Below are 23986 nucleotides of genomic sequence, written 5' to 3'. Positions count from 1 at the left end.
ACCCAAATGTTGGACTATTCGCATAACGCCTGGCTTGTGGCGGCCTCATTGGCCGTGGCGCTGATGGCAGGATTTACTGGCCTCTATCTGACCCATGGTGCATCCAAGCTGGAGCCGCAGCGGCGCAAGTTCATCGTCGCCTTGGCCGCGATCATTTTAGGTGGCGGAATTTGGTCTATGCATTTCGTGGCTATGCTGGGCCTGCAGTTGCCGATCCTGTTCTACTATGACGCGTTGATCACGTTGGTCTCGGCGTTGGTGGCAATCCTGATGGTCGGGCTTGCTCTGCTGCTGCTGCATTTCCGGCCACGGACAATGCAGACCATTGTGACGGCGGGCGTCATCGTCGGCCTTGGCATCGTAGTGATGCACTATGTCGGCATGGCGGGGATGGAGTTGTGCCGTCCGGTCTACACCTTCTGGGATGTGGCGATTTCGACCGTGGCATCGGTGGTTCTGTCCGTTCTGGCGATTTGGGTGGCCTATGACAACCGCACACAGCGCAATATCCTGCTTGGAACAGTGTGTTTCGGTCTGGCCGTTTTCACGATGCATTTCGTGGCCGCGGGCCTGACCGATTTTGTCGCCAGCGAAAATGCTGGCGGGGCGGGGCCTGCGCTGAACAATCAGGTGCTGGCAATGGGGGTCACTGTTTCGGTCTTCCTGATCTGCGGAGCCTTTCTGCTGACCGGGATCACCTTCATCGGGCCGGAACCAGAAGCTGCGCCTGCCGAAGCGTCTGCTCCAGAGCCGACCGCCCTGCGCGCTGGCGTGCCGTTCGAACGCGAAGGGCAGACCTTTTTCGCAGAACCTGCGCAGATAGCCGCCATTCGGGCCGAAGGGCATTATACCGTCCTCTACATGGGCTCAGAAAAACTCTTCTGTCCCTGGTCGATTACCGAGGCCGAGACCCGCCTGAAACCCGATGGTTTCCTGCGCGCCCATCGCAGCTATCTGGTGAACCCTAAACATGTCTCTAGCTTTGAGAGGCACAAGGACAATGGCACCTGCTATTTCGACGGGGTTGATGCGTTGAGCAAGGTCCCGGTCAGCCGGTCCCGTCTGACGGACATTCGCGAGGCGCTGGGCCTTTGATCGCAACTCGTGCAGCCTATTCGCAATTCGTGAAACAAGCTGCGCGCTCCGTTTTACGTTACTGGAAGGTATAACGCCCGCACCGCTTTTCTATCCTCAGGTCCCCCAAGGCATACCGCTCGGACCCAGGGAGGAAAAACATGATACCAGCCGGTTTTGAGTATCACCGGCCAGGCGATATAGCCTCGGCCATCGGCATTTTGCAGGAACATGGAGACGAGGCGCGCGTTATTGCAGGCGGGCACAGCCTGATTCCAATGATGAAGCTGCGCATGGCCGAAATGGGCCATCTGGTCGATCTGCAGGCTATTGACGAATTGAAAGGCATTGAGATCGGGACTGACACTGTCTCGCTTGGTGCGATGGTTACGCAGCATGAGTTGATCACGCATGATGGTCTGGCAGCTGCCATTCCGCTGATCCGCGAGGCAGCGTTGCAGATTGCCGACCCTCAGGTGCGCTATATGGGCACCGTCGGCGGCAACGTCGCCAATGGTGATCCGGGCAACGACATGCCGGGGCTGATGCAGTGCCTGAACGCAAAGTTCGAACTGTCCGGCCCCGATGGCAATCGCAGTGTCGCCGCGCGTGGTTTTTACGAAGCGGCCTATTTCACCGCCCGCGAGGATGAGGAAATCCTGACCCGCATCTCGATCCCGGTGCCGGAGGCGGGTGTTGGTCAGGCCTATGAGAAACAAAAGCGCAAGATCGGTGACTATGCCACCGCCGCCGCCGCCGTGATGGTCGGCAATGGAACGGCCTCGGTCGCGATGACCAATCTGTCGGATACGCCCGTCTGGTCCGAAGACGCCAGTTCCGCTCTGGCGGGCGGGGACATCGACGGCTGCGTGGCGGCGATGCTCGATGCCATCGACCCGGTGGCCGACAATCGTGGCCCCGTCGAATTTAAGAAACATGTGGCCACCGTGATGCTGCGCCGTGCCATCGACCGCGTGCAAAGCCGTGCGGGTTGAGGAGGGGAACCAATGTCGAAAATGCACGTCAAACTCACCGTGAACGGCAAGCAGGTCGAAGGTCTGGCCGAACCGCGCACGTTGTTGATCCACTTCCTGCGGGAAGATCTGAAAATCACCGGTCCTCATATTGGATGCGAGACCAGCCATTGCGGGGCCTGCACTGTGGATATCGACGGTAAATCCGTCAAATCCTGCACCACCTTTGTGGCGCAGGTGAACGGAGCCGATATCACCACCGTCGAAGGGCTGACCAATGACGACGGCAGCCTCGGTGTACTGCAAGAGATGTTCCGTGAGCATCACGGGCTGCAGTGTGGCTTCTGTACGCCGGGAATGATCACACGCGCGCACCGCCTGCTGCAGGAGAACCCGAACCCAACCGAGGAAGAAATCCGCTTTGGAATGGCTGGCAATCTATGCCGCTGCACCGGGTATCAGAACATCGTCAAAGCAATCTCTGCCTCTGCCGACATGCTGAACGCTCAGAAGGAGGCCGCGGAATGAACGATCAAACTCTGACCCCCGAAGAACGCGCCGCCAACCTCAAAGGCATGGGCTGCGCCCGTAAACGCGTCGAGGATGTGCGCTTTACCCAAGGCAAGGGCAACTACGTCGACGATATCAAGCTGGACGGGATGTTGTTCGGCGCATTTGTCCGGTCGCCTTACGCCCATGCCCGCGTTGTCAGTGTGAACAAGGACGCCGCACTGGCCATGCCCGGCGTTGTTGCCGTGTTGACAGCCGAAGATCTGGCTCCGCTGGGTCTGCATTGGATGCCGACGCTGGCCGGTGACAAGCAAATGGTGCTGGCCGATGGCAAGGTTCTATTCCAGGGCCAAGAAGTTGCCTATGTCGTCGCTGAAAATCGCTACATAGCGGCAGATGCAGCTGAACTGGTCGAGGTTGAGTACGAAGAACTACCGGTTCTGACTGACCCTTTTGAAGCGCTGAAATCTGACGTTGTCCTACGTGAAGACCTTGAGGGTCAGACCGAGGGCGCGCATGGCCCGCGCAAGCATCATAACCACATCTTCACCTGGGAACAGGGCGACAAGGACGCGACCGAAGCTGTTCTGGGCGAGGCCGATGTCGTGGCCGAAGAGATGGTCTATTACCACAGGACCCACCCTTGTCCGTTGGAGACCTGCGGCTGTGTTGCCTCGATGGATAAGGTCACCGGTAAGCTGACGCTTTATGGTACCTTCCAAGCCCCTCACGCGATCCGCACTGTCGTGTCGCTGATATCTGGCCTCGCCGAGCACAATATCCGGGTGATCAGCCCCGATATCGGTGGCGGCTTTGGTAATAAAGTTGGTGCCTATGCGGGCTATGTCTGCTCGGTTGTCGCCTCGATTGTCACCGGCCAGCCAGTGAAATGGGTCGAGAACCGGATGGAAAACCTTATGTCCACCGCCTTTGCCCGCGATTATTGGATGCAGGGCAAGATCGCTGCGACCAAAGATGGAAAGATCACTGGTCTCTGGTGTCACACCACGGCAGATCATGGCGGGTTCGACGCCTGTGCCGATCCGACCAAATTCCCGGCCGGTTTCATGAACATCTGTACCGGGTCATATGACATCCCCACCGCTTATCTGGCCGTGGACGGAGTCTATACCAACAAGGCACCGGGTGGGGTGGCCTATCGTTGCTCGTTCCGGGTAACCGAAGCTGCCTATTTCATCGAACGGATGATCGAGGTTCTGGCCATCAAGCTGAACATGGACGCGGCCGAGCTGCGCCGGATCAACTTTATCCGCAAAGATCAGTTCCCGTATCAGTCGGCGCTGGGCTGGGAGTATGACTCGGGCGACTATCACACCGCTTGGGATAAGGCGCTGAAGGCTGTCGATTACGAAGGTCTGCGGGCGGAACAGGCGCAGCGGATCGAGGATTTCAAGGCTGGAAAAACTCGCAAACTGCTAGGCATCGGTCTGACGCATTTCACCGAAATCGTTGGCGCTGGCCCTGTGAAAAACTGCGATATCCTCGGGCTGGGCATGTTCGATAGCTGCGAAATCCGCATCCACCCGACCGGCTCCGCCATCGCGCGGCTGGGGACGATCAGTCAGGGTCAGGGCCATGCCACGACCTTTGCCCAGATCATTGCAAGCGAGATCGGCCTACCCGCCGATGATATCACGCTGGAGGAAGGAGACACCGACACTGCGCCCTACGGTCTGGGGACCTATGGGTCTCGGTCGACGCCCGTAGCGGGTGCAGCGACGGCAATGGCTGCACGCAAAATCCGTGCCAAAGCGCAGATGATCGCCGCCTACCTGCTGGAAGTCCATGACGACGACGTTGAATGGGACGTGGACAGGTTCGCCGTCAAAGGCGCGCCTGAACGGTTCAAGACCATGAAAGAAATCGCCTTCGCCGCCTATAATCAGGCGATCCCGGGGTTGGAACCGGGTCTGGAGGCTGTCAGCTACTATGATCCGCCGAACATGACCTATCCGTTCGGGGCTTATATCTGTGTCATGGAGATCGACGTGGATACCGGCGAATGGGACGTCCGGCAGTTCTATGCACTGGACGATTGCGGCACCCGGATCAACCCGATGATCATCGAAGGACAGGTCCATGGTGGCGTGACCGAGGCGCTGGCCATCGCGATGGGTCAGGAAATCGCCTATGATGAGATGGGTAACGTGAAGACCGGTACCTTGATGGACTTCTTCCTGCCCACAGCATGGGAGACCCCCAACTACACCACCGACCACACGGTGACGCCGTCCCCGCATCACCCGATCGGTGCCAAGGGCGTTGGTGAAAGCCCGAATGTCGGCGGTGTGCCTGCGTTCTCGAACGCGGTGCATGATGCCTTCCGCCCATTTGGTCTTGTCCAAAGCCACATGCCGCATGACCACTGGCGCATCTGGAAGATCGCCAACGGTCTGGGAATGCACGGTTAACAGGAAAGGCCGTCGCGCTGAAATACGGTGCGGCGGCAATCCGGGAGAATTGCATGAGTTTGCAGAAGATACAGCACGGCCTGGCCGAGGTGGGCTATGTTGCCGACGACCGTCTGGCGATGGCGCTGCATCTGGCGCAGACGCTTGGGCGTCCGCTGCTGTTGGAAGGCCCGGCTGGGGTTGGTAAAACCGAGGTTGCAAAGGCCTTGGCCGCCCAACGCGCTGCGCGGTTGATCCGGCTGCAATGCTACGAAGGGCTAGATGCCAGCCACGCGATTTATGAGTGGAACTACCAGCGCCAGTTGCTGGCCATCCGTGCAAGCGAGGCACAGGGCGGCACCAGCGAGGCGCAGCTGTTCACCGATGACTACTTGCTGAAGCGACCTTTGTTGGAAGCAATCAGCGAAGAAGAACCGCCTGTTCTGCTGATCGATGAAATCGACCGGGCTGACGAGGAGTTTGAAGCCTATCTTCTTGAGATTCTTTCTGACTTTCAGATTACCATCCCGGAACTCGGCACCATCAAGGCGCGTTCGCGGCCCATCGTGATCCTGACAGCGAATGGGACTCGGGACCTGTCGGACGCACTGCGGCGTCGGTGCCTTTACAGTTTCCTCGACTACCCCTCTCGTGAAACGGAAATGGCGATCCTGAAAGCCCGCATGCCCGCAGTCGAGAGGCTGTTGGCCCGCCAAATTGTTGGTGTCGTGCAGGCGCTACGCAAAGAGGAACTGGAAAAGACTCCCGGTATCGCCGAGATGCTGGACTGGGCGGCGGCCCTTTCAGGGCTGGGTGTCAACGACATGGCACAATCCCGCGAAGAGGTTCAGGCGACCCTTGTCTGCCTTCTGAAAACTGCAGCCGACTATGACGCGGCCCCACCCGAAGTTATGGATCGCCTGATCGGAAAGGTGGCGTGATGCAGGTCACCCGGTTCCCCTCTCGCGCGTCTGGTTTGTCGGACCGAATGTCCGGTTTCATCGCGCATTTGCGTATGAACGGACTGCGCGTCGGGCCGGCTGAGACGGGTGATGCGTTGGCTGCGCTGGCGGCGGTTGAGGCGACGGATGTCAGACAGGCCCATCAGGCGCTTTGTGTCTTGCTGGCAGGCGACGCTGACGATTGGCGACGGTTCGATGACCTGTTCGAGGCTTATTGGTTCAATACAGGGAAGCAACGCACGGGAACCGCTCAAACGTCGCATGTGCGGGTTCAATCCGCCAAGCCGATGATCTGGCAGCAGGAAAGCCAAGATACACAGGAAACAGAAACTGGAACGGATCAGGCCGCCGCACCTGATTCCGGCGATGGGGAGGCCTTGGGGAGAGACGGGAAGCTGATCGCAACCCGTACGGCCAACCTGTCGCGCCGGGATTTGCGCGAATTGATGGATGAAGACGTACTGAGGCAGGCCGAACAAGCCGCAACCACCATCGCGCGCGCTATTCGCGACCGCCGTTCGCGTCGAAGGAAACAATCTCTACGAGGATCGGCACTGGATATGCGCCGGATACAGCGCGCCAGTCTTGCCCGGGGCGGAGAGCCGATGGACCTTTATCGCCGCGCCCGTCCTCCTCGTCCAATGCGTATCGTGGCCCTATGTGACGTCAGCGGATCAATGACAGTTTATTCCCGCGTTTTTCTGGCCTTCCTAAAAGGTCTCGTTGGCAGTGGAACAGAAGCGGACGCTTATCTCTTCCACACCCGCCTGATGCGCGTCACCGATGCGCTGCGCGACCATGACTCGTTGCGCGCGGCAGGACGGCTGTCGCTGATGGCCGAAGGGTTTGGCGGCGGTACGGACATCTCGGGCAGTCTTGAGCACTTCCTGAACGGATACGGTGCGCGGGCTTTGAACGGACGAACCATCGTTCTGATCCTGTCCGACGGGTATTGCAGTTCCAATCCGCAGGCGCTGGGCGATGTGCTGGCGCGGATCCGGCGCAAGGCGCGGCGGATTGTGTGGCTGAACCCGCTGAAAGGCTGGCGCGACTACCAACCTATCGCGGCCGCGATGCAGGCGGCCGAACCTCATTTGGACGCGCACCTGCCCGCCAATACGCTTGAGGCGTTGGCGGCGCTTGAGCCGCAATTTCGTAAGCTGTGAAAGGAACTCTCATGGCCAGTTTCGACATATTCGACACAATTGAGCAGTTGCGCAAAACCGATGAAGCCTTTTGCGTTGCCACAGTATTGCGCACCGCAGATGCAACCTCGGCCAAGGCAGGGGGTAAGGCCGCGATCACAAAAGACGGACAGATCCTGGGCCACTTGGGCGGAGGCTGCGTTCAACGCGCGGTTCGATCCTCGGCCCAGCAGGCGCTGGTCAGTGGCGAACCGCAGATGATCCGGGTCAAACCTTCGGAAAAGGTGGTGAACATGACCGACCCTGACGGTGTTCAGACGTTCAAAAGCGGTTGCCCGTCTGGTGGTACGGTCGATCTGCTCGTGGAACCCTATCAGCATGCGCCGCGTCTGGTGATTTTTGGAGAATCACCGATCGCAACGGCTTTGGCGGCGCACGCGGCCTTGGCCGGGTTCCGTGTCTGTGTAAGCGAAGGTGCAGAGACAGACGGTAATCTCCAACGGTTCACATCTGAAACCATCGGAGATCTGGGGATCGAGGCCCGAGATTTCGTCGTTGTCGCTTCGCAGGGGCAGGGGGATGTCGCTGCTCTGGCTGCTGCTCTGCAAACGGACGCCGCCCGTGTGTCAATGGTTGCCAGTCGCCGCAAAGCGGAGACTCTGACCTCCAAACTGATAACGCAAGGCCTGGACCCGGTGCGGGCGGCACAGCTCAAATCGCCGGCGGGGTTGGATATCCATGCGATCGACCCGCATGAAATCGCTGTGTCGATCCTCGCCGAAGTTGTGCTTTGGCGAAACAGTGACAAATCGAAAAGGGAGTCCCATGATGAGAAACGTGCTTAACCGCCTGCGAGCCCTGTGGCCCGCGCGCCCCGAGCAAACTCCTGAAGAGGCGACAGAGACCGCGCTTCTTGTGTATCCAAGATGCTGTTGAACAAAGGGAAATTGAATGGAACTCAGTGACGAAATTCGCATCACCGCGCCGCGGGATGTGGTGTATCGAGCCCTGAACAACCCGGAAATTTTAAAGGAATGCATTCCGGGTTGCGAGGAGTTGACTCAGAACTCGCCGAATGAGCTCGAAGCTAAAGTGGTCCTGAAAATCGGCCCGGTCAAAGCGAAATTCGCCGGCGAGGTTACACTGGACAAGACCAATGCGCCTGGCGGGTTTTCCCTGTCTGGTGAGGGGAAAGGGGGGGCTGCCGGCTTCGCCAAGGGCGGCGCAGACGTGACGTTGGCCGAGGACGGAGATGAAACGGTTCTGACCTATACAGCCAAAGTCGATGTGGGTGGCAAGATCGCCCAACTCGGCAGCCGCTTGATCGCAGGCACGGCCAAGAAACTGTCTGGCAAGTTCTTCACCCGGTTCGGAGAGATCGTATCGGAACAGTCGGTGTCCTGACCCGGGCCTTTGCAAAGACCAAATGAACTGCGGTGCCTTGGAAGAGAAGCATCGCAGTTTTTTCATCCATGAGCACCGCTGAGTCTTTACGATAACCGGTTTGTGACAAGATACAGCGCAATGGTAATTATAGGTCTATGCGCGCATTTGAAATCCTCTGGATCGTACTTTTCCGGTTTCCGCCAGTGGCGCGGATTTGGGCGGTGTGTCTGATCCTTGTGAATCTTGGATCACTGTTCTTTTTCGACACGATCTACGCCCAGATGAATTTTGCTGCCATTGGTATCGGCGTCGCATTAATGATCTTCATCTATCAACGTCTGGGGTTCGTCAGGCTTCTGGGCATCGGGCATATTCTATGGGTGCCCATGATCGCCTATTTTCTAATGAATCTGCCCGACACTATGTCTCACCCGACGTTGTATACATGGGTTGTTGCGGTAATCGTCTTCAACACAGTTTCACTGGTTATCGATAGTATTGATGTTTTGCGATTTCTGAGAGGTGAGCGTGCTCCCCACTACACTTGGTGAGATCGCGGAAAGTTGGTCATTACGCGTTGAATGGATGGCCGAATTGGCTTGATCCGCCCCAAAGCGCCTGAAGTCATTGTCATATCGGGGGATATGGTGCCCAGGAGAGGACTCGAACCTCCACGTCCATACGGACACTAGCACCTGAAGCTAGCGCGTCTACCAATTCCGCCACCTGGGCAGGTGTCGTGGAGGGGCGTTTAAGCTTACTGGCGAGGGGCGTCAACCAGATTCGAAGAGTTTTTTGAAAGTTTTTTGACCCGCGTCTGAAACACTCTGGAAATTACTGGTTTTTTCCCGGATGCGCGGCGTTATTGCGCCTTGTTTGCGGGGGCTTTGGGCGGTAGATCGGATCAAGACCCATCAGCAGGAGCCCTCGCATGTCCAAACTGGTCACGATTTATGGCGGATCGGGATTTGTCGGTCGGTATATCGCCCGGCGTATGGCAAACGAAGGATGGCGCGTGCGGGTCGCAGTGCGGCGGCCGAATGAGGCTATGTTTGTCAAAACCTACGGTGTGGTTGGTCAGGTCGAACCAATTCTGTGCAACATCCGCGATGATGCCTCGGTCGCAGCCGTCATGCATGGCGCTGACGCTGTGGTAAACTGCGTGGGTGTTTTGAATGAATTGGGCAAAAACGCATTCGACAGTGTACAGGCTGAAGGGGCTGAGCGGGTTGCGCGTATCGCCGCTGAACAGGGCGTTGAGCGGATGGTGCATATCTCGGCCATCGGCGCTGATGTTGAATCGAACAGCGAGTATTCCTGCACCAAAGCCCAGGGTGAGGCCGGTGTGCTAAAGCACATGTCGAATGCGGTGATCCTGCGGCCGTCGGTCATATTCGGCACCGAGGACCAGTTCTTTAATCGTTTTGCCGGGATGACCCGCATGGGGCCGTTTCTGCCTCTGGTTGGTGCTGAAACGAAGTTCCAGCCGGTTTACGTGGATGACGTCGCTAAGGCTGCGGTTCAGGGTGTTCTCGGCCGGGCTGAGGCCGGTGTTTATGAGCTCGGCGGCCCCGAAGTGAAAACCTTCCGTGCACTGATGCAGCAAATGCTAGGAGTGATTCACCGCCGCCGGGTGATCATCGGTATGCCTTTCTGGGCAGCGCGGATCATGGCAGGCGTGCTGGACATTGTTAAGTTCGTCAGCTTTCAGCTATTCCCAAACCACATCCTGACCCGCGACCAGCTAAAGAATCTGCGCCGCGACAATGTTGTGTCCGAAGGGGCCAAGAGCTTTGATGATTTGGGCATCGAACCCGCCACGCTGGAATCCGTATTGCCGGACTATTTGTGGAAGTTCCGTCCCTCGGGTCAGTATGACGAGATTCAGAAGTCGGCCGACAATCTGCGCACCTGATCAGGTATAGGCGATCACCAAAAGGATCGCGCCCAAGATAACGCGATATATGACATAGGGTGTGAAGCTGACGCTGCGCAGCAGGCGCATCATCAAAGTCAGCGCCAGCAAGGCTGAGAGAAAGGCAAAGGCAGCGGCAATTGCGCCGTCTTTGGCCAGTTGCGCATCCGCCTCGCGGATCACTTCCGCGGACAGCAATACGCCCGAGGCCAGGATCGTCGGGATCGACATCAGCATTGCAATCCGTGCGCCGTCTTGCCGGTTGTAGCCCAACTGCCGTGCTCCGGTAATGGTGATGCCTGATCGCGAGGTGCCGGGGATCAGCGCCAGAGCTTGCCAAAGCCCCATGATGATCGCATCGCGCAAGCACCAGTCATCGGCCTTTTTGGTCTGCGGGCCCTTCTGGTCCATCCAATACAGCAGTAGTCCGAAGCCCAGCATCGTCCATCCAATCACCGCCATCGAGCGCACGGATTGGAAGAGACCGGTGTTGAACAGGATGGTACCGCCGATAACTGTGGGAATCGTCGCGATGATCAGACACATCGCTAAGCGCGCCTGTGGAGTGTCGATCCGTCCAGTCAGGGCGCGTGGTACGCCAGCGACGGCCTGCTTCACATCGGACCAGAAATACAAAATCACGGCACCCAACGTGCCGACATGCACGGCGACATCAATGGCCAGACCCTGATCATCCATGCCGGTCAGGCTAGGCAGAAGGATCAAGTGGCCTGAGGAAGAGATTGGCAAAAATTCGGTAATTCCCTGAATAATCGCCGCAAGAATCAACTGGAATAAACTCATCTGCCCCGCCGTTCTGCCGTCGCGTATTCATTGCTCGCAATGGGTATAAGTGTGGTGCCAAAAAGGAAAGCACGTAAATAGGTCCGATTCGGTACTAAAAAACTGAATTATTTTCGAAGAGTTGGCAGAAAGAGTCGAAATTTTTAAAATTAGGTCAGCAGTATTGCCTTTTCATCTGTGATCCTATCCCTTAAAGAGGCTCGACCAAGCCAATTCATGGAGTCTGACCCGTGGCCAAGCAACCGATGCTGAAATTTGTGCAGATCGATCGCGTCATGCCGGAAAAGCGTGCCGCTGATGACCGCAAAGAAGACTTTGACGAAATCTATGCCGAATTCGCGTCGGCCAAGGCGGAAGAGCAAGCCAGCCGCTGCAGTCAGTGCGGTGTGCCATATTGTCAGTCCCACTGCCCGTTGCACAATAATATTCCAGATTGGCTGCGTCTGACCGCGACCGGTCGTCTCGCAGAGGCCTACCAGACCAGCCAAGCCACCAACACTTTCCCGGAAATCTGTGGTCGCATCTGCCCGCAGGACCGCCTGTGCGAAGGTAATTGCGTGATCGAGCAGTCGGGCCACGGCACCGTTACTATTGGCACGATCGAGAAATACATCACGGACACCGCCTGGGACAAAGGCTGGGTGAAGCCGGTCGCGCCTGCAGCCGAGCGCAGTGAAAGCGTTGGCATCATTGGTGGCGGGCCCGGTGGCCTGGCAGCGGCGGACATGCTGCGCCGTGCCGGTATTCAGGTCACCGTCTATGACCGCTATGACCGCGCGGGTGGTCTGCTGATGTACGGTATTCCGGGTTTCAAACTGGAAAAAGATATTGTTCAGCGCCGCAATGACCTGTTGGCCGATGGCGGTGTCGAATTCGTCCTGAACTGTGATGTGGACGCTGCGAAATTCGAAGAGATTCGCGCCAAACATGACGCCGTGATTATCGCGACGGGCGTTTACAAGTCGCGTGACCTGTCCATGCCCGGCAGCGGGCTGAATGGCATCGAAAAAGCCATCGACTTCCTGACCGCTTCCAACCGCAAGAGCTTTGGCGATGCCGTTGAAGATTTCGATAATGGCCGCCTGAACGCCGACGGCAAGAAAGTCGTCGTGATCGGTGGAGGTGACACCGCTATGGACTGCGTGCGGACCTCGATCCGTCAGGGTGCAACCTCAGTTAAATGCCTGTACCGCCGCGACCGCGCCAACATGCCCGGTTCGCAGCGTGAAACCCAGAATGCCGAGGAGGAAGGCGTGGTGTTCGAATGGCTCAGCGCGCCCAAAGGTTTCACCGGCGACGACAAAGTGTCCGGCGTGATGGTGCAAAAGATGCGCCTGGGTCAGCCCGACGCCTCGGGCCGTCAGGCACCCGAAGTGATTGAAGGTGCTGATTACGTGGAAGAGGCCGATCTGGTAATCAAGGCGCTGGGTTTTGAGCCCGAAGACCTGCCCACCCTGTTCGGCCAGCCCGACCTGCCCGTGACCCGCTGGGGCACCGTCAAGGCAGCGTTCCAGACCGGTGAAACAGAGATGGACGGTGTTTACGCCATTGGCGACATCGTGCGCGGTGCCTCGCTGGTGGTTTGGGCAATCCGAGACGGCCGCGACTGCGCCGATGCGATCATCGACCGGTTCAACACCAAGGCTGCCATTGCAGCCGAGTAACCCCAGCCCAGCGACAGGAGGGTTCGAATGCCCGAATTGCAAGGCCAATGCATGTGCGGCGCGGTTACAGTGACCGCCACCCCCGCGAAAGACTCGCTGGGCGCCTGCCATTGCGACCAATGCCGTCGCTGGACCAGTTCGATGCTGGTGACCTTTCAGGCCGAGCCTGGCTATGCGGCACTGGGTCCGGTCAAGACCTTTACCTCGTCCGATTGGGCGGAGCGCGCGTTTTGTTCGGAATGTGGATCGGCACTTTGGTATCGGGTCACCGCACCGGGCGAGATGCACGGACACACCGAGATGGCAGCGGGCCTGTTCGAAGACACAGGCCACGAACTGCAACTAGAACTTTTCATCGACAAAAAGCCCGAAGGGTATGCGTTCGCAGGCGAACGCAAGCAAATGACCAAAGCCGAGGTCGAAGCGATGTTCGCCCCCTCGGAAGAAGGAGACAACCAATGACCAAATATGATGCCGATTGGGTGCGGGCCGAAGAAGCCAAGCGCAAGTGGATGGCGAAAAACGGTCTTTATTCCGAGGAAGAAGAGCATTCTTCCTGTGGTGTGGGTCTTGTTGTTTCCGTTGACGGGAAGCCATCGCGTAAGGTGGTGGATGCCGGGATCGACGCGCTCAAGGCGATCTGGCACCGCGGCGCGGTGGACGCAGACGGCAAGACCGGCGACGGCGCAGGCATCCATGTACAGATCCCGGTGCCCTTCTTCTATGACCAGATCCGCCGCACCGGTCACGAGCCCAACATGGATGAACTGATCGCGGTTGGTCAGGTCTTTCTGCCCCGTACCGACTTCGGTGCGCAGGAAAGCTGCCGGACCATTGTGGAATCCGAAGTTCTGCGCATGGGTTATTACATCTATGGCTGGCGTCATGTGCCGGTCGATGTGACATGCTTGGGTGACAAGGCCAACGCGACCCGGCCAGAGATTGAGCAGATCCTGATCTCGAATTCGAAAGGCGTGGACGAAGAGACCTTTGAGCGTGAGCTGTACGTCATTCGTCGCCGCATTGAAAAGGCTGCTGCCGCTGCTGGTATCTCGGGCCTGTATCTGGCGTCGCTGTCGTGTCGGTCGATCATCTACAAAGGGATGATGCTGGCTGAACAGGTCGCCGTGTTCTACCCCGACCTGATGGATGAGCGTTTTGAGTCTGCCTTCGCGATTTATCACCAGCGTTACTCGACCAACACCTTCCCGCAATGGTGGCTGGCGCAACCGTTCCGCATGCTGGCGCATAACGGTGAGATCAACACGCTGAAGGGCAACATCAACTGGATGAAGAGCCATGAGATCCGCATGGCGTCCTCGACTTTTGGTGACTATGCCGAAGATATCAAGCCGATCATCGCAGGCGGATCGTCGGATTCGGCAGCATTAGACTCTGTTTTTGAGGTTCTGGTCCGCGCGGGTCGTTCGGCTCCGATGGCGAAAACCATGCTGGTGCCGGAAAGCTGGTCCAAGCAGGCGGTGGAGCTGCCGCAGGCTTGGCGTGACATGTATTCCTACTGCAACTCGGTGATGGAGCCGTGGGACGGTCCCGCTGCGCTGGCAATGACCGATGGCCGTTGGGTTTGCGCCGGTCTGGACCGGAACGGGCTGCGCCCGATGCGTTATGTCGTTACTGGTGACGGCTTGGTTATCGCAGGCTCTGAAGCAGGCATGGTGCCGATTGATGAGGCCAGCGTGACCGAGAAAGGCGCGTTGGGGCCGGGTCAGATGCTGGCCGTCGACATGAAGAAGGGCAAGCTGTTCCGCGACAAGCAGATCAAGGACAAACTGGCACGTGCGCTGCCCTTCGGAGAATGGGTCGGGAAGATCAACGATCTGGACGTGACGCTGGCAGGTGTGAACGAAGCCCCGATTTTCGCTGGAGAAGAGCTGCGCAAGCGTCAGATTGCAGCTGGCTACTCGGTGGAAGAACTGGAACAAATCCTCGCGCCGATGGCCGAAGATGGCAAGGAATCGATTGCCTCGATGGGCGACGATACCCCGTCGGCAGTTTTGTCCAAGCAATACCGGCCGCTGAGCCATTTCTTCCGTCAGAACTTCAGCCAGGTGACCAACCCGCCGATCGACTCGCTGCGTGAGTACCGGGTGATGTCGCTGAAAACACGGTTTGGTAACCTTAAGAACGTGCTGGACGAAGACAGCAGCCAGACCGAAATCATCGTGCTGGAGAGCCCCTTCGTCGGCAACGCGCAGTGGGACATCCTGGTTGAGAACTTCAATGCACCACAGGCTGAGATCGACTGTAGCTTTGAACCTGGACGGGGGGCGCTGAGCGCCGCTTTGGCCCGTGTTAGAGCCGAAGCAGAAGAGGCCGTGCGCTCGGGCGCAGGTCATCTGGTGCTGTCCGACATGAACTCGGGCGCAGGTCGTGTGGCGATGCCGATGATTCTGGCGACCAGCGCGGTGCATTCGCACCTGACCCGTCAGGGGCTGCGGACGTTCTGCTCGTTGAACGTGCGTTCTGCGGAATGTGTTGATCCGCATTACTTTGCGGTGCTGATCGGCTGTGGTGCCACCGTCGTGAACGCCTATCTGGCGGAGGATTCGCTGGCAGACCGCATTGATCGCGGTCTGCTGGACGGCACCCTGACTGAAAACGTCGCGCGCTATCGCGAAGCCATCGACCAGGGCCTGCTGAAGATCATGGCTAAGATGGGCATCTCGGTGATTTCTTCGTATCGTGGCGGCCTGAACTTTGAGGCTGTTGGCCTTAGCCGCGCCATGGTGGCTGAGTATTTCCCGGGCATGACCAGCCGAATTTCGGGCATCGGCGTGACCGGTATCCAGACCAAGGTCGAAGAAATCCATGCCAAGGGTTGGGACAGTGGTTTGGACGTGCTGCCCATCGGTGGTTTCTACAAAGCGCGGAAATCGGGTGAGACCCACGCCTGGGAAGCGACCTCGATGCATATGATGCAGATGGCCTGTAACCGCGCCTCGTATGAGCTGTGGAAGCAGTATTCGGCCAAAATGCAGTCGAATCCGCCGATCCATCTGCGCGACCTGATGGACTTCAAGCCCTTGGGCAAGCCGATCCCGATTGAAGAGGTCGAGTCGATCACCTCTATCCGCAAGCGGTTCGTCACCCCGGGCATGTCGCTGGGCGCGCTGTCGCCTGAGGCGCACAAGACGCTGAACGTAGCGATGAACCGGATTGGTGCCAAGTCCGACTCGGGCGAGGGTGGTGAAGACCCGGCACACTTCGTGCCGGAACCCAATGGCGACAACCCGTCGGCCAAGATCAAACAGGTTGCCTCGGGTCGGTTCGGTGTAACCGCCGAGTATCTGAACCAGTGTGAAGAGCTGGAAATCAAGGTGGCCCAGGGTGCAAAGCCAGGTGAGGGCGGTCAGTTGCCGGGCATGAAGGTCACCGACTTGATTGCACGTTTGCGGCACTCGACCAAGGGTGTGACGCTGATCTCGCCACCTCCGCACCACGACATCTACTCGATCGAGGATCTGGCGCAGCTGATCTATGACCTGAAGCAGATCAACCCGCGCTGCAAAGTGACGGTGAAACTGGTGGCGTCGTCCGGTGTTGGCACAATTGCTGCCGGTGTGGCCAAGGCAAAAGCGGATATTATCCTTATTTCGGGTCACAATGGTGGCACGGGCGCATCGCCCGCGACCTCAATCAAATATGCCGGACTGCCGTGGGAGATGGGCCTGACCGAGGCGCATCAGGTTCTTGCGATGAACAACCTGCGCGACCGCGTGACCCTGCGGACCGATGGTGGCTTGCGGACCGGTCGTGACATCGTCATGGCCGCGATGATGGGGGCCGAGGAATACGGCATCGGCACCGCTGCGCTGATTGCGATGGGCTGTATCATGGTGCGTCAGTGCCAGTCGAACACTTGCCCGGTTGGCGTGTGTACGCAGGACGAAAGCCTGCGCGCTAAGTTCACCGGCAACGCGGACAAGGTGGTGAACCTGATTACCTTCTACGCACAGGAAGTGCGTGAGCTTCTGGCCAGCCTTGGTGCGCGTTCGATTGACGAGATCATCGGACGCGCCGATCTGCTGGCTCAGGTCAGCCGTGGGTCTGCACATCTGGATGATCTGGACCTGAACCCGCTGCTGATCACCGTCGATGGTGCGCATGACATCGTCTACAACCGTGACAAGGATCGCAATGCGGTTCCGGACACCCTGGACGCAGAGATTGTCCGCGACGCGGCACGGTTCCTGAAAGACGGCGAAAAGATGCAGCTGTCTTACGCGATCCAGAACACGCACCGGACCGTGGGAACGCGCGTCTCCAGCCATATCGTGCAGAATTTCGGGATGCGGAACACGTTCCAGTCCGACCACCTGCATGTAAAACTGCAGGGTTCGGCTGGTCAGTCGCTGGGGGCATTTGCCGCTCCAGGTCTGAAGCTGGAAGTATCCGGTGATGCCAACGACTATGTTGGCAAGGGTCTGTCGGGCGGCATGATCGTTGTGCGCCCGCCGCAGGTCAGCCCGCTGAAGGCGGATGACAACACCATCATCGGCAACACCGTCCTGTACGGTGCCACCGATGGCTACCTGTTCGCGGCTGGTCGCGCGGGTGAGCGCTTTGCGGTGCGGAACTCGGGCGCCAAGGTGGTGATCGAGGGCTGTGGTTCGAATGGTTGCGAATACATGACCGGCGGCATTGCGGTGATCCTTGGCGACATCGGTGCCAATTTCGGCGCCGGTATGACAGGTGGAATGGCCTATCTGTACGACCCGGAAGGCAAAGCCGAGGCGCTGATGAACAAGGAAACGCTTGTGACCTGCCCGTTGACTGTCGACCATTGGGAAGAGCAGCTGAAATCGCTGATCGAAACCCATCAGGCCGAGACTTTCAGCCGCAAGGCCGCAGACATTCTGCAGCATTGGGATGTTGAAAAAGCCAACTTCCTGCAGGTCTGCCCGAAAGAGATGCTGAACAAGCTCAGCCACCCTCTGACCAACGAAGTCGAGGCGGTTCCCGCCGAATAAACAGCCTTACACAGGCTCAAAGCAAAAGGACCCGCGTGTCACCAGTGACACGCGGGTTTTTCTATTTTTTGGCGAATTCTCCGACTTTATTGCGTATTTGCGCAGATCGCGCCCGGCTATGGCTACAGATTATTCGGGATTTGTAGCCAAACTGAGGCCCAATGAAATGAGTTCAAATATATCCGTCTGCTATTCGCCCGGCATGAAATTATCATTGCCAGCGGTGCAAAGAGCGAAAGCTAGTTTTCGGGCCATGCTGTAACGCGGGCGGATCAGGGCACGCAGGCCTAAGTACTGTGCCTTTTCCCGGAACTGCGTGTACGTAACCCGGTGATGCCGGAAACTGCGCGGCTGGTGGTTCGGCCGGATGAGGCGCGCATCGGCGATTTAAACCGTTCCCAACCCTCGCGCTGCGTCGTATAGCAAGAGCATGGCAAAAAAAGCAGCGCGCAAGTCGAGCAGTAAGAAAAGCAAGGCGTCGAAGGCAAAAAAGCAAACATCCTCGCGGATTCGCCGATGGGTGACACGCGCCGCATTGGGTGTGGTTGCTTTTGTCGTGGGTCTGGTGATTTTGTATTCGGTGGTCAATCCGCCGGTGACCCATACGATCTGGTCTGAATGGCGACGGTTGGGCAAGGTCGAGCGCGATTGGGTGCCGATCGAAGAAATTTCACCGATCATGGCGCGCTCGGTCGTGGCGGCCGAGGACGCCAATTTCTGCTTGCATTGGGGGTTTGACGTCGAAGCCATAAGGGACGCGCTGGAGGATGGCGGTTCGCGTGGAGCATCAACCATAACGCAGCAGGTGGTGAAGAACGTATTCCTGTGGCAGGGCCGCAGTTGGGTGCGCAAGGCACTGGAAACCTCGATCACGCCGGTTGTCGAGATTTTCTGGAGTAAACAGCGCATTCTCGAGGTCTATTTGAACGTGGCTGAAACCGGACAGGGTGTTTTCGGGGTTGAGGCCGCTGCTCAAAGCAATTTCAACGTGCCAGCTGCCCGATTGAGCCCGGTCCAAGCAGCGAGGATCGCGGCGATACTGCCCGCGCCGCGCAACCGGTCAGTTACCGATCCGTCGGTTTATACGCGCAGGCGGGCAGCCGCGATCCTGGACGGGGCGGCCACCATCCGCGCAGATGGTCGCGCGGATTGTTTCGAGGATTGAAACTCATTGCTCCTCAAGGCTAAAGCTGGGGGGTATTCACTGGTCCGATTGGAAGCCCATGGCGCGTCTGTTTCATGTTCCCCTATCCCCTTATTGCCGCAAGGTCCGCCTGTCTCTGGCGGAAAAGAAGATCGAGGTTGAGCTGGTCGAGGAGAAATACTGGGAGAAAGACCCGGATTTCCTGCGCCGAAACCCCGCGGGGAAAGTGCCGGTCTTGCGTCTGGACGGGCAGATCATGTCGGAAAGTGCCGCCATTTGCGAGTATATCGAGGAAACCCGGCCGGAACCCCCGCTGATGCCGAAAAAGGCTGACGCGCGGTACGAGGTGCGGCGCTTGGTGGGCTGGTTTGATGATAAATTCCATCACGAGGTGACGTCGAAGCTGCTGTATGAGCGAGTGAACAAAAAGGTGACCGGTGAGGGTTATCCAGACAGCAAAAACGTCAAGGAAGGTGCCCGCGCGATCAAGTACCATCTGGACTACATGGCTTGGCTACTTGATCATCGCCGCTGGCTGGCTGGGGACCAGATGACGCTGGCGGACTTTGCGGCGGCGGCGCATTTGTCGGCGCTGGACTATATCTCGGACGTGGATTGGAACCGCTCGCAGGCGGTCAAGGATTGGTACGCCAAGATCAAATCCCGGCCGGCGTTCCGGTCGATCCTGGCGGATCAGGTACCTGGGTTTCGGCCACCGCCCCATTACGCCGATTTGGATTTCTGATAGGGTAGTTCAGGGTTCGCCAGCCCCCAGTGGCCCTTTGGGCCAACTCACCCCTTAGGATATTTTTAGCCAGATGAAGAGTGAATCGGGTTTAAAGGAAAGACTGATAGAGCAGGCTTTGAGCGAAGGCTTTGTGTCCTGTCGTGTGTGTCGGCCTTGGGACGTGCCCGAAGTTCCCGCCCGGTTAGAGTCGTTTTTGCAGGCCGGGTATCATGGGCAGATGGGGTGGATGGCCGAGCGAACTCATTGGCGCGGCGACCCAGCGGCGCTTTGGCCCGAGGCGCAGTCGGTGATCATGCTGGCTGAGAGTTACACGCCCGACCATAATCCAATTGAGGTGTTGGATCACCCGGATCGGGCGGCGATTTCCGTTTATGCCCAGAACAAGGACTATCATGATCTGGTCAAGAAGCGGCTCAAGCGGCTGGCGCGCTGGTTGATTGCCGAGGGCGGAGGAGAGGTGAAGGTCTTCGTCGACACAGCGCCGGTGCCAGAGAAGGCTTTGGGTCATGCCGCGGGATTGGGGTGGCAGGGGAAGCACACCAATCTTGTGAGCCGTGATTGGGGAAATTGGGCCTTTATAGGGTCTGTTTTCACAACCCTGGACCTGCCATCGGATATGGCCGAGGTGGATCATTGCGGTTCGTGTCGTGCCTGTCTGGATGCCTGTCCGACGGACGCCTTTCCAGCCCCCTACCAGTTGGATGCGCGGCGGTGCATCTCTTATCTGACCATCGAACATAAAGGGCCTGTGGACGAAGAATTGCGCGCCAAGTTGGGTAACCGGATTTACGGTTGTGACGATTGTCTGGCGGCCTGCCCTTGGAATAAGTTCGCCGTTGCGGCGAGCGATATTCGTTATGCGGCGCGCGAAGAGTTGAAGGCGCCGCCCTTGGCGGATCTCGCCATGCTGGATGACGCGGCTTTTCGAGCCAAATTTTCCGGGTCACCGATCAAGCGGATCGGACGCGACCGCTTCGTGCGCAACGTGCTTTATGCCATCGGAAACTCGGGCATGGCTGAATTGCGACCTGTAGCTCAGGGATTGACCGATGATCCGGACTCAACAGTGGCTGATGCCGCACGCTGGGCGGTGCAACGACTGCAATAAGTGCCGCAAACAGGCTGGACGCGTCGGTCTAAACCGCTACACCCATCTGCAGCGAACAGGAAGGAGAACCCGATGGCGTTGGCTTTGGGGGTGGATACGGGTGGAACATACACGGATGCGGTGCTGATCCGGGATGAGAAAGAGGTGATCGCCTCGGCCAAGTCCCTGACCACACGGGCTGATTTGGCGATTGGTGTGGGCAAGGCGATTCAGGCGGTTCTGGATCAGGCACAGGTGGCGCCGGAACAGATCTCGATGGCCTCTCTGTCGACGACACTGGCGACGAATGCACTGGTTGAGGGGCAGGGTGGTCGTGTGGCGCTGGTCTATATCGGGTTCAAGGAAAGTGATCTGGACAGGCATGGGTTGCGGGACGCTCTGAAAGGAGATCCTGCCCTGGTAATTTCCGGCGGTCACACCCATGCCGGAGGCGAAGCCGCACCATTGGATGTGGCGACGCTCGAGGCATTCTTAGATTCTCATAAAGGCATTTCCGGCTTTGCCGTGGCAGGTCAGTTTGCCACGCGGAACCCGGCTCATGAGCTTGAGGCGGCACGGATTATTGCCGACAGGACTGGCGCACCGGTGACGTGTTCGCATCACTTGTCGGCCAAGCTGAACGGCCCGAAGCGAGCGGTGACTGCGGTGTTGAACGCCCGGCTGATCGGAATGATCGACAGACTTATTGGGCGGGCGCAGGACCGATTGCTGGAACTCGGCATCACCGCGCCGATGATGGTGGTCCGAGGCGATGGCGCGTTGATGAGCGCGGAACAGGCGCGGGAACGACCGATCGAGACGATCCTCAGCGGCCCCGCGGCCTCGATTGTCGGGGCCAGCTGGCTGACTGGGACTGAAAACGCTCTGGTGTCGGATATCGGTGGGACAACCACGGACGTGGCGCTGATCCGAGATGGCAAACCCGCCATTGATCCAGCAGGTGCTCAGGTCGGTGGATTTCGCACCATGGTCGAGGCGGTCGCGATGCGAACCCACGGGCTGGGCGGAGACAGCCAGGTGCATGTAGTGACCGAAGGTTTGGGCGGGGGTGTCTTCCTCGGCCCTCGACGGGTTTTGCCGGTGTCTCTGATCGCGTCGGAAGCCCCGGAGGCTGTGCATGCGGTTCTGGATTCTCAACTGCGGGCCACGACGGTTGGTGAACACGATACTCGGTTTGCCCGTTGTGTCCCCGGTATTCACGCTGAGGGGTTGGGCGCTCGGGAAGACTCGTTGCTGGAGAGGTTGGGTGATAAAGTTCTGCCTCTGAGCGACCTGCTACGCACGCGAATGGAAAACGGTGCGCTGACACGGCTGGTGGATCGCGGGATCGTTCAGGTCTCGGGCGTGACGCCGTCGGATGCCAGCCATGTACTGGGCCGGCTGGACGCCTGGGATGCAGACGCCGCGCGCAAAGCGCTGGAATTGGTGGCGCGCAAACGGGTCGGAACAGGGGACAGATTGGCCTCAGGGCCAGACGAACTGGCGCAGGTCATTGTTGATCAGCTGACAGAACAAACAGCTTTGACCTTGTTAGAGACTGCTTTTGCGGAAGAGGCTGAAGATTTCGGTGTTTCTCCTGCTGACTTGGCCCGGCATGTGTTGACGCAAAAAGGGTTGTCTCGCCATCGCGGATTGCTGGCTTTGGATACGGCTTTGAATGTGGACGTTGTTGGCTTGGGAGCGTCTGCCCCCAGCTATTACCCGGCTGTCGGAGAACGGCTGCACGCCCGTATGGTTCTTCCCGAACATGCGGGTGTGGCCAATGCCATCGGCGCAGTGGTCGGGCGTCTAACCCTGCGCCGTTCGGGTACGGTGACATCTCCGTCCGAAGGGCGTTTTCGTGTGCATCTCGAGGACGGCCCGCAGGATTTCAATGAATCGGACAAAGCCCTGGCGCTGTTGGAGTCTGTTCTGCGAACCGAGGCGGAAGGGGCCGTGCGTCAAGCCGGGGTTGCGGACATCCGGGTCGTGGTTGACCGGGATATCCGCACGGCCCGTATCGAGGCACAGGAAGTGTTTGTCGAGGCGCTGATTACAGTCGAAGCCAGCGGTCGGCCTCGAGTGGCGTTGGAATAGCCCCGAAAGGGGGCTATCCCGTTATTCCGCCGCGTCGCGTTTGGGCAGAACCCAATCGGGGCGCGGGAAGTGGCAGGTATAGCCGTTGGGAATCCGCTCCAGATAATCTTGATGCTCGGGTTCCGCCTGCCAGAAATCACCGACAGGTTCGAGCTCGGTCACGACTTTGCCGGGCCAGAGGCCACTGGCGTTCACGTCTGCGATCGTATCCAGCGCTACCTGCTTCTGTTCGTCATCCACATAGTAGATAGCCGACCGGTAGCTCATCCCGCGATCATTGCCCTGCCGGTTCAGCGTGGTAGGATCGTGGATCTGGAAGAAGAACTCCAACAGGTCGCGATAGGTTATTTTGGCGGGTTCGAAAAAGATCTCGATCCCTTCGGCATGGGTGCCGTGATTGCGATAGGTGGCGTTGGGAACGTCACCGCCAGTGTAACCGACACTGGTGCGGGACACCCCCGGCAGCTTGCGGATCAGATCCTGCATGCCCCAGAAACAACCTCCGGCCAGAACAGCGCGTTGTTCAGTCATTGGATTTCCTCCACATGGATCAGGTATTCGCCATAGCCTTCGGCCTCCATCTCATCGCGATGAATGAACCGCAAGGCGGCAGAGTTGATGCAATAGCGCAGCCCGCCATGTTCGCGCGGACCGTCGGGGAAGACATGCCCCAGATGGCTGTCGCCGTGTTTCGAGCGGACCTCGGTCCGGATCATACCATGAGTGGTATCGTGGAACTCTTCCACATGTTCATGGATAATTGGCTTGGTGAAGCTGGGCCAGCCACAACCGGATTCGTATTTGTGAGTCGAGGCAAACAAAGGCTCGCCCGAAACGATGTCCACATAGATGCCTGGTTCTTTGTTGCTCAGGTACTTTCCGGTGCCAGGACGCTCGGTTCCGCTGCGTTGGGTGACGTGGAACTCTTCGGGGGAAAGGGCGGCGATGGCCTCGGGGGATTTGGTGTATCGGGTCATGGCTCCTCCGGTCGTTTTACTTTTGTGGCATAATCTGGGGGTAAGGACGCAGAAAGCAAACCCCTGTTTCAAAGTGCTCGCGCAGTCGTGCGGAGTG

General features: G+C 58.5%; 20 protein-coding genes and 1 tRNA gene. 17 read left to right on the top strand and 4 right to left on the bottom strand.

Features of this window, described 5'->3' with window-relative positions; genetic code table 11:
• The first annotated feature begins 6 nt into the window (after nt 1-6).
• The 9 genes from ABLN94_RS23300 to ABLN94_RS23260 all read left to right on the top strand — a co-directional run bounded on the left by ABLN94_RS23300 (nt 7) and on the right by ABLN94_RS23260 (nt 9013).
• The gene (locus ABLN94_RS23300) at nt 7-1095 is read left to right on the top strand and encodes an MHYT domain-containing protein (protein ID WP_352996911.1); all 1089 of its coding nucleotides are present in this window, start codon (nt 7-9) and stop codon (nt 1093-1095) included.
• A 140-nt stretch (nt 1096-1235) separates the two neighbouring features.
• Entirely contained in the window at nt 1236-2069 is an 834-nt protein-coding gene (locus ABLN94_RS23295) for an FAD binding domain-containing protein (RefSeq protein ID WP_352996909.1), read from the top strand.
• 12 nt (nt 2070-2081) lie between these two features.
• Nucleotides 2082-2576 (top strand): (2Fe-2S)-binding protein, encoded by a 495-nt coding sequence (locus tag ABLN94_RS23290; RefSeq protein WP_093963851.1) that lies wholly within the window; start codon nt 2082-2084, stop codon nt 2574-2576.
• Entirely contained in the window at nt 2573-4990 is a 2418-nt protein-coding gene (locus tag ABLN94_RS23285) for an aerobic carbon-monoxide dehydrogenase large subunit (protein WP_352996907.1), read from the top strand. Before ABLN94_RS23290 ends, ABLN94_RS23285 begins: the two co-directional genes overlap by 4 nt.
• Before the next feature lie 53 nt (nt 4991-5043).
• Nucleotides 5044-5910 carry an AAA family ATPase gene (locus ABLN94_RS23280; protein WP_352996905.1) on the top strand — a complete coding sequence of 289 codons (867 nt, stop codon included), beginning with the start codon at nt 5044-5046 and terminating at the stop codon, nt 5908-5910.
• Entirely contained in the window at nt 5910-7097 is a 1188-nt protein-coding gene (locus ABLN94_RS23275) for a vWA domain-containing protein (RefSeq protein WP_352996936.1), read from the top strand. Before ABLN94_RS23280 ends, ABLN94_RS23275 begins: the two co-directional genes overlap by 1 nt.
• Nucleotides 7098-7108: 11 nt before the next feature.
• The gene (locus ABLN94_RS23270) at nt 7109-7921 is read left to right on the top strand and encodes an XdhC family protein (protein ID WP_352996903.1); all 813 of its coding nucleotides are present in this window, start codon (nt 7109-7111) and stop codon (nt 7919-7921) included.
• 106 nt (nt 7922-8027) lie between these two features.
• Nucleotides 8028-8480, top strand: a complete 453-nt coding sequence (locus ABLN94_RS23265) for an SRPBCC family protein (protein WP_352996901.1) — start codon at nt 8028-8030, stop codon at nt 8478-8480.
• A 137-nt stretch (nt 8481-8617) separates the two neighbouring features.
• Nucleotides 8618-9013, top strand: a complete 396-nt coding sequence (locus tag ABLN94_RS23260) for a hypothetical protein (protein WP_352996899.1) — start codon at nt 8618-8620, stop codon at nt 9011-9013.
• A gap of 94 nt (nt 9014-9107) precedes the next feature.
• Here the strand turns inward: ABLN94_RS23260 and ABLN94_RS23255 are convergent.
• Nucleotides 9108-9194: transfer RNA gene (locus tag ABLN94_RS23255), tRNA-Leu, on the bottom strand.
• A gap of 199 nt (nt 9195-9393) precedes the next feature.
• Here ABLN94_RS23255 and ABLN94_RS23250 point away from each other — a divergent pair.
• Nucleotides 9394-10377 carry a complex I NDUFA9 subunit family protein gene (locus ABLN94_RS23250; protein ID WP_352996897.1) on the top strand — a complete coding sequence of 328 codons (984 nt, stop codon included), beginning with the start codon at nt 9394-9396 and terminating at the stop codon, nt 10375-10377.
• On the opposite strand, the gene ABLN94_RS23245 is transcribed toward ABLN94_RS23250, so the two are convergent.
• A complete protein-coding gene (locus tag ABLN94_RS23245; RefSeq protein WP_352996895.1) occupies nt 10378-11181 on the bottom strand; it encodes an undecaprenyl-diphosphate phosphatase in 804 nt (267 codons plus the stop codon). It abuts the gene before it with no gap.
• Nucleotides 11182-11411: 230 nt separating this feature from the next.
• Here ABLN94_RS23245 and ABLN94_RS23240 point away from each other — a divergent pair, with 230 nt between their 5' ends.
• From ABLN94_RS23240 to ABLN94_RS23210, 7 genes are all read left to right on the top strand, one after another.
• On the top strand, nt 11412-12845 hold the full coding sequence (locus ABLN94_RS23240; protein ID WP_352996893.1) for an NAD(P)-dependent oxidoreductase: 1434 nt from the start codon (nt 11412-11414) through the stop codon (nt 12843-12845).
• A 27-nt stretch (nt 12846-12872) separates the two neighbouring features.
• Nucleotides 12873-13307 carry a GFA family protein gene (locus ABLN94_RS23235; RefSeq protein WP_352996892.1) on the top strand — a complete coding sequence of 145 codons (435 nt, stop codon included), beginning with the start codon at nt 12873-12875 and terminating at the stop codon, nt 13305-13307.
• Entirely contained in the window at nt 13304-17836 is a 4533-nt protein-coding gene (gene gltB, locus ABLN94_RS23230; protein WP_352996890.1) for a glutamate synthase large subunit, read from the top strand. Before ABLN94_RS23235 ends, gltB begins: the two co-directional genes overlap by 4 nt.
• A 430-nt stretch (nt 17837-18266) precedes the next feature.
• Nucleotides 18267-19001: a monofunctional biosynthetic peptidoglycan transglycosylase gene (gene mtgA / locus ABLN94_RS23225; RefSeq protein ID WP_352996888.1), complete on the top strand. Its 735-nt coding sequence runs from the start codon at nt 18267-18269 to the stop codon at nt 18999-19001.
• A 58-nt stretch (nt 19002-19059) separates the two neighbouring features.
• On the top strand, nt 19060-19725 hold the full coding sequence (locus ABLN94_RS23220; protein WP_352996886.1) for a glutathione S-transferase family protein: 666 nt from the start codon (nt 19060-19062) through the stop codon (nt 19723-19725).
• A gap of 73 nt (nt 19726-19798) precedes the next feature.
• A complete protein-coding gene (gene queG, locus ABLN94_RS23215) occupies nt 19799-20836 on the top strand; it encodes a tRNA epoxyqueuosine(34) reductase QueG (RefSeq protein WP_352996884.1) in 1038 nt (345 codons plus the stop codon).
• A gap of 72 nt (nt 20837-20908) precedes the next feature.
• A complete protein-coding gene (locus ABLN94_RS23210; protein WP_352996882.1) occupies nt 20909-22912 on the top strand; it encodes a hydantoinase/oxoprolinase family protein in 2004 nt (667 codons plus the stop codon).
• A gap of 21 nt (nt 22913-22933) precedes the next feature.
• Here ABLN94_RS23210 and msrA read toward each other — a convergent pair whose 3' ends face one another.
• Nucleotides 22934-23443, bottom strand: coding sequence for a peptide-methionine (S)-S-oxide reductase MsrA (gene msrA / locus ABLN94_RS23205; protein ID WP_352996880.1), 510 nt, complete (start codon nt 23441-23443; stop codon nt 22934-22936).
• On the bottom strand, nt 23440-23889 hold the full coding sequence (msrB, locus tag ABLN94_RS23200; protein ID WP_170487753.1) for a peptide-methionine (R)-S-oxide reductase MsrB: 450 nt from the start codon (nt 23887-23889) through the stop codon (nt 23440-23442). Before msrB ends, msrA begins: the two co-directional genes overlap by 4 nt.
• Nucleotides 23890-23986 lie beyond the last annotated feature (97 nt).

The organism is Ruegeria sp. SCP11 (assembly GCF_040329455.1).
Taxonomy (GTDB): domain Bacteria; phylum Pseudomonadota; class Alphaproteobacteria; order Rhodobacterales; family Rhodobacteraceae; genus Ruegeria; species Ruegeria atlantica_E.
The sequence above is the reverse complement of the archived record's forward strand: the minus strand, read 5'-3'. Positions and strand labels throughout refer to the sequence as shown.

Excerpts from the sequence above, each read along its gene's own strand:
- ABLN94_RS23300 (WP_352996911.1), top strand. The coding sequence starts at position 7 with ATGTTGGACTATTCGCATAACGCCTGGCTTGTGGCGGCCTCATTGGCC.
- ABLN94_RS23295 (WP_352996909.1), top strand. The coding sequence starts at position 1,236 with ATGATACCAGCCGGTTTTGAGTATCACCGGCCAGGCGATATAGCCTCG.
- ABLN94_RS23290 (WP_093963851.1), top strand. The coding sequence starts at position 2,082 with ATGTCGAAAATGCACGTCAAACTCACCGTGAACGGCAAGCAGGTCGAA.
- ABLN94_RS23285 (WP_352996907.1), top strand. The coding sequence starts at position 2,573 with ATGAACGATCAAACTCTGACCCCCGAAGAACGCGCCGCCAACCTCAAA.
- ABLN94_RS23280 (WP_352996905.1), top strand. The coding sequence starts at position 5,044 with ATGAGTTTGCAGAAGATACAGCACGGCCTGGCCGAGGTGGGCTATGTT.
- ABLN94_RS23275 (WP_352996936.1), top strand. The coding sequence starts at position 5,910 with ATGCAGGTCACCCGGTTCCCCTCTCGCGCGTCTGGTTTGTCGGACCGA.
- ABLN94_RS23270 (WP_352996903.1), top strand. The coding sequence starts at position 7,109 with ATGGCCAGTTTCGACATATTCGACACAATTGAGCAGTTGCGCAAAACC.
- ABLN94_RS23265 (WP_352996901.1), top strand. The coding sequence starts at position 8,028 with ATGGAACTCAGTGACGAAATTCGCATCACCGCGCCGCGGGATGTGGTG.
- ABLN94_RS23260 (WP_352996899.1), top strand. The coding sequence starts at position 8,618 with ATGCGCGCATTTGAAATCCTCTGGATCGTACTTTTCCGGTTTCCGCCA.
- ABLN94_RS23250 (WP_352996897.1), top strand. The coding sequence starts at position 9,394 with ATGTCCAAACTGGTCACGATTTATGGCGGATCGGGATTTGTCGGTCGG.
- ABLN94_RS23245 (WP_352996895.1), bottom strand. The coding sequence starts at position 11,181 with ATGAGTTTATTCCAGTTGATTCTTGCGGCGATTATTCAGGGAATTACC.
- ABLN94_RS23235 (WP_352996892.1), top strand. The coding sequence starts at position 12,873 with ATGCCCGAATTGCAAGGCCAATGCATGTGCGGCGCGGTTACAGTGACC.
- gltB (WP_352996890.1), top strand. The coding sequence starts at position 13,304 with ATGACCAAATATGATGCCGATTGGGTGCGGGCCGAAGAAGCCAAGCGC.
- mtgA (WP_352996888.1), top strand. The coding sequence starts at position 18,267 with ATGGCAAAAAAAGCAGCGCGCAAGTCGAGCAGTAAGAAAAGCAAGGCG.
- ABLN94_RS23220 (WP_352996886.1), top strand. The coding sequence starts at position 19,060 with ATGGCGCGTCTGTTTCATGTTCCCCTATCCCCTTATTGCCGCAAGGTC.
- queG (WP_352996884.1), top strand. The coding sequence starts at position 19,799 with ATGAAGAGTGAATCGGGTTTAAAGGAAAGACTGATAGAGCAGGCTTTG.
- ABLN94_RS23210 (WP_352996882.1), top strand. The coding sequence starts at position 20,909 with ATGGCGTTGGCTTTGGGGGTGGATACGGGTGGAACATACACGGATGCG.
- msrA (WP_352996880.1), bottom strand. The coding sequence starts at position 23,443 with ATGACTGAACAACGCGCTGTTCTGGCCGGAGGTTGTTTCTGGGGCATG.
- msrB (WP_170487753.1), bottom strand. The coding sequence starts at position 23,889 with ATGACCCGATACACCAAATCCCCCGAGGCCATCGCCGCCCTTTCCCCC.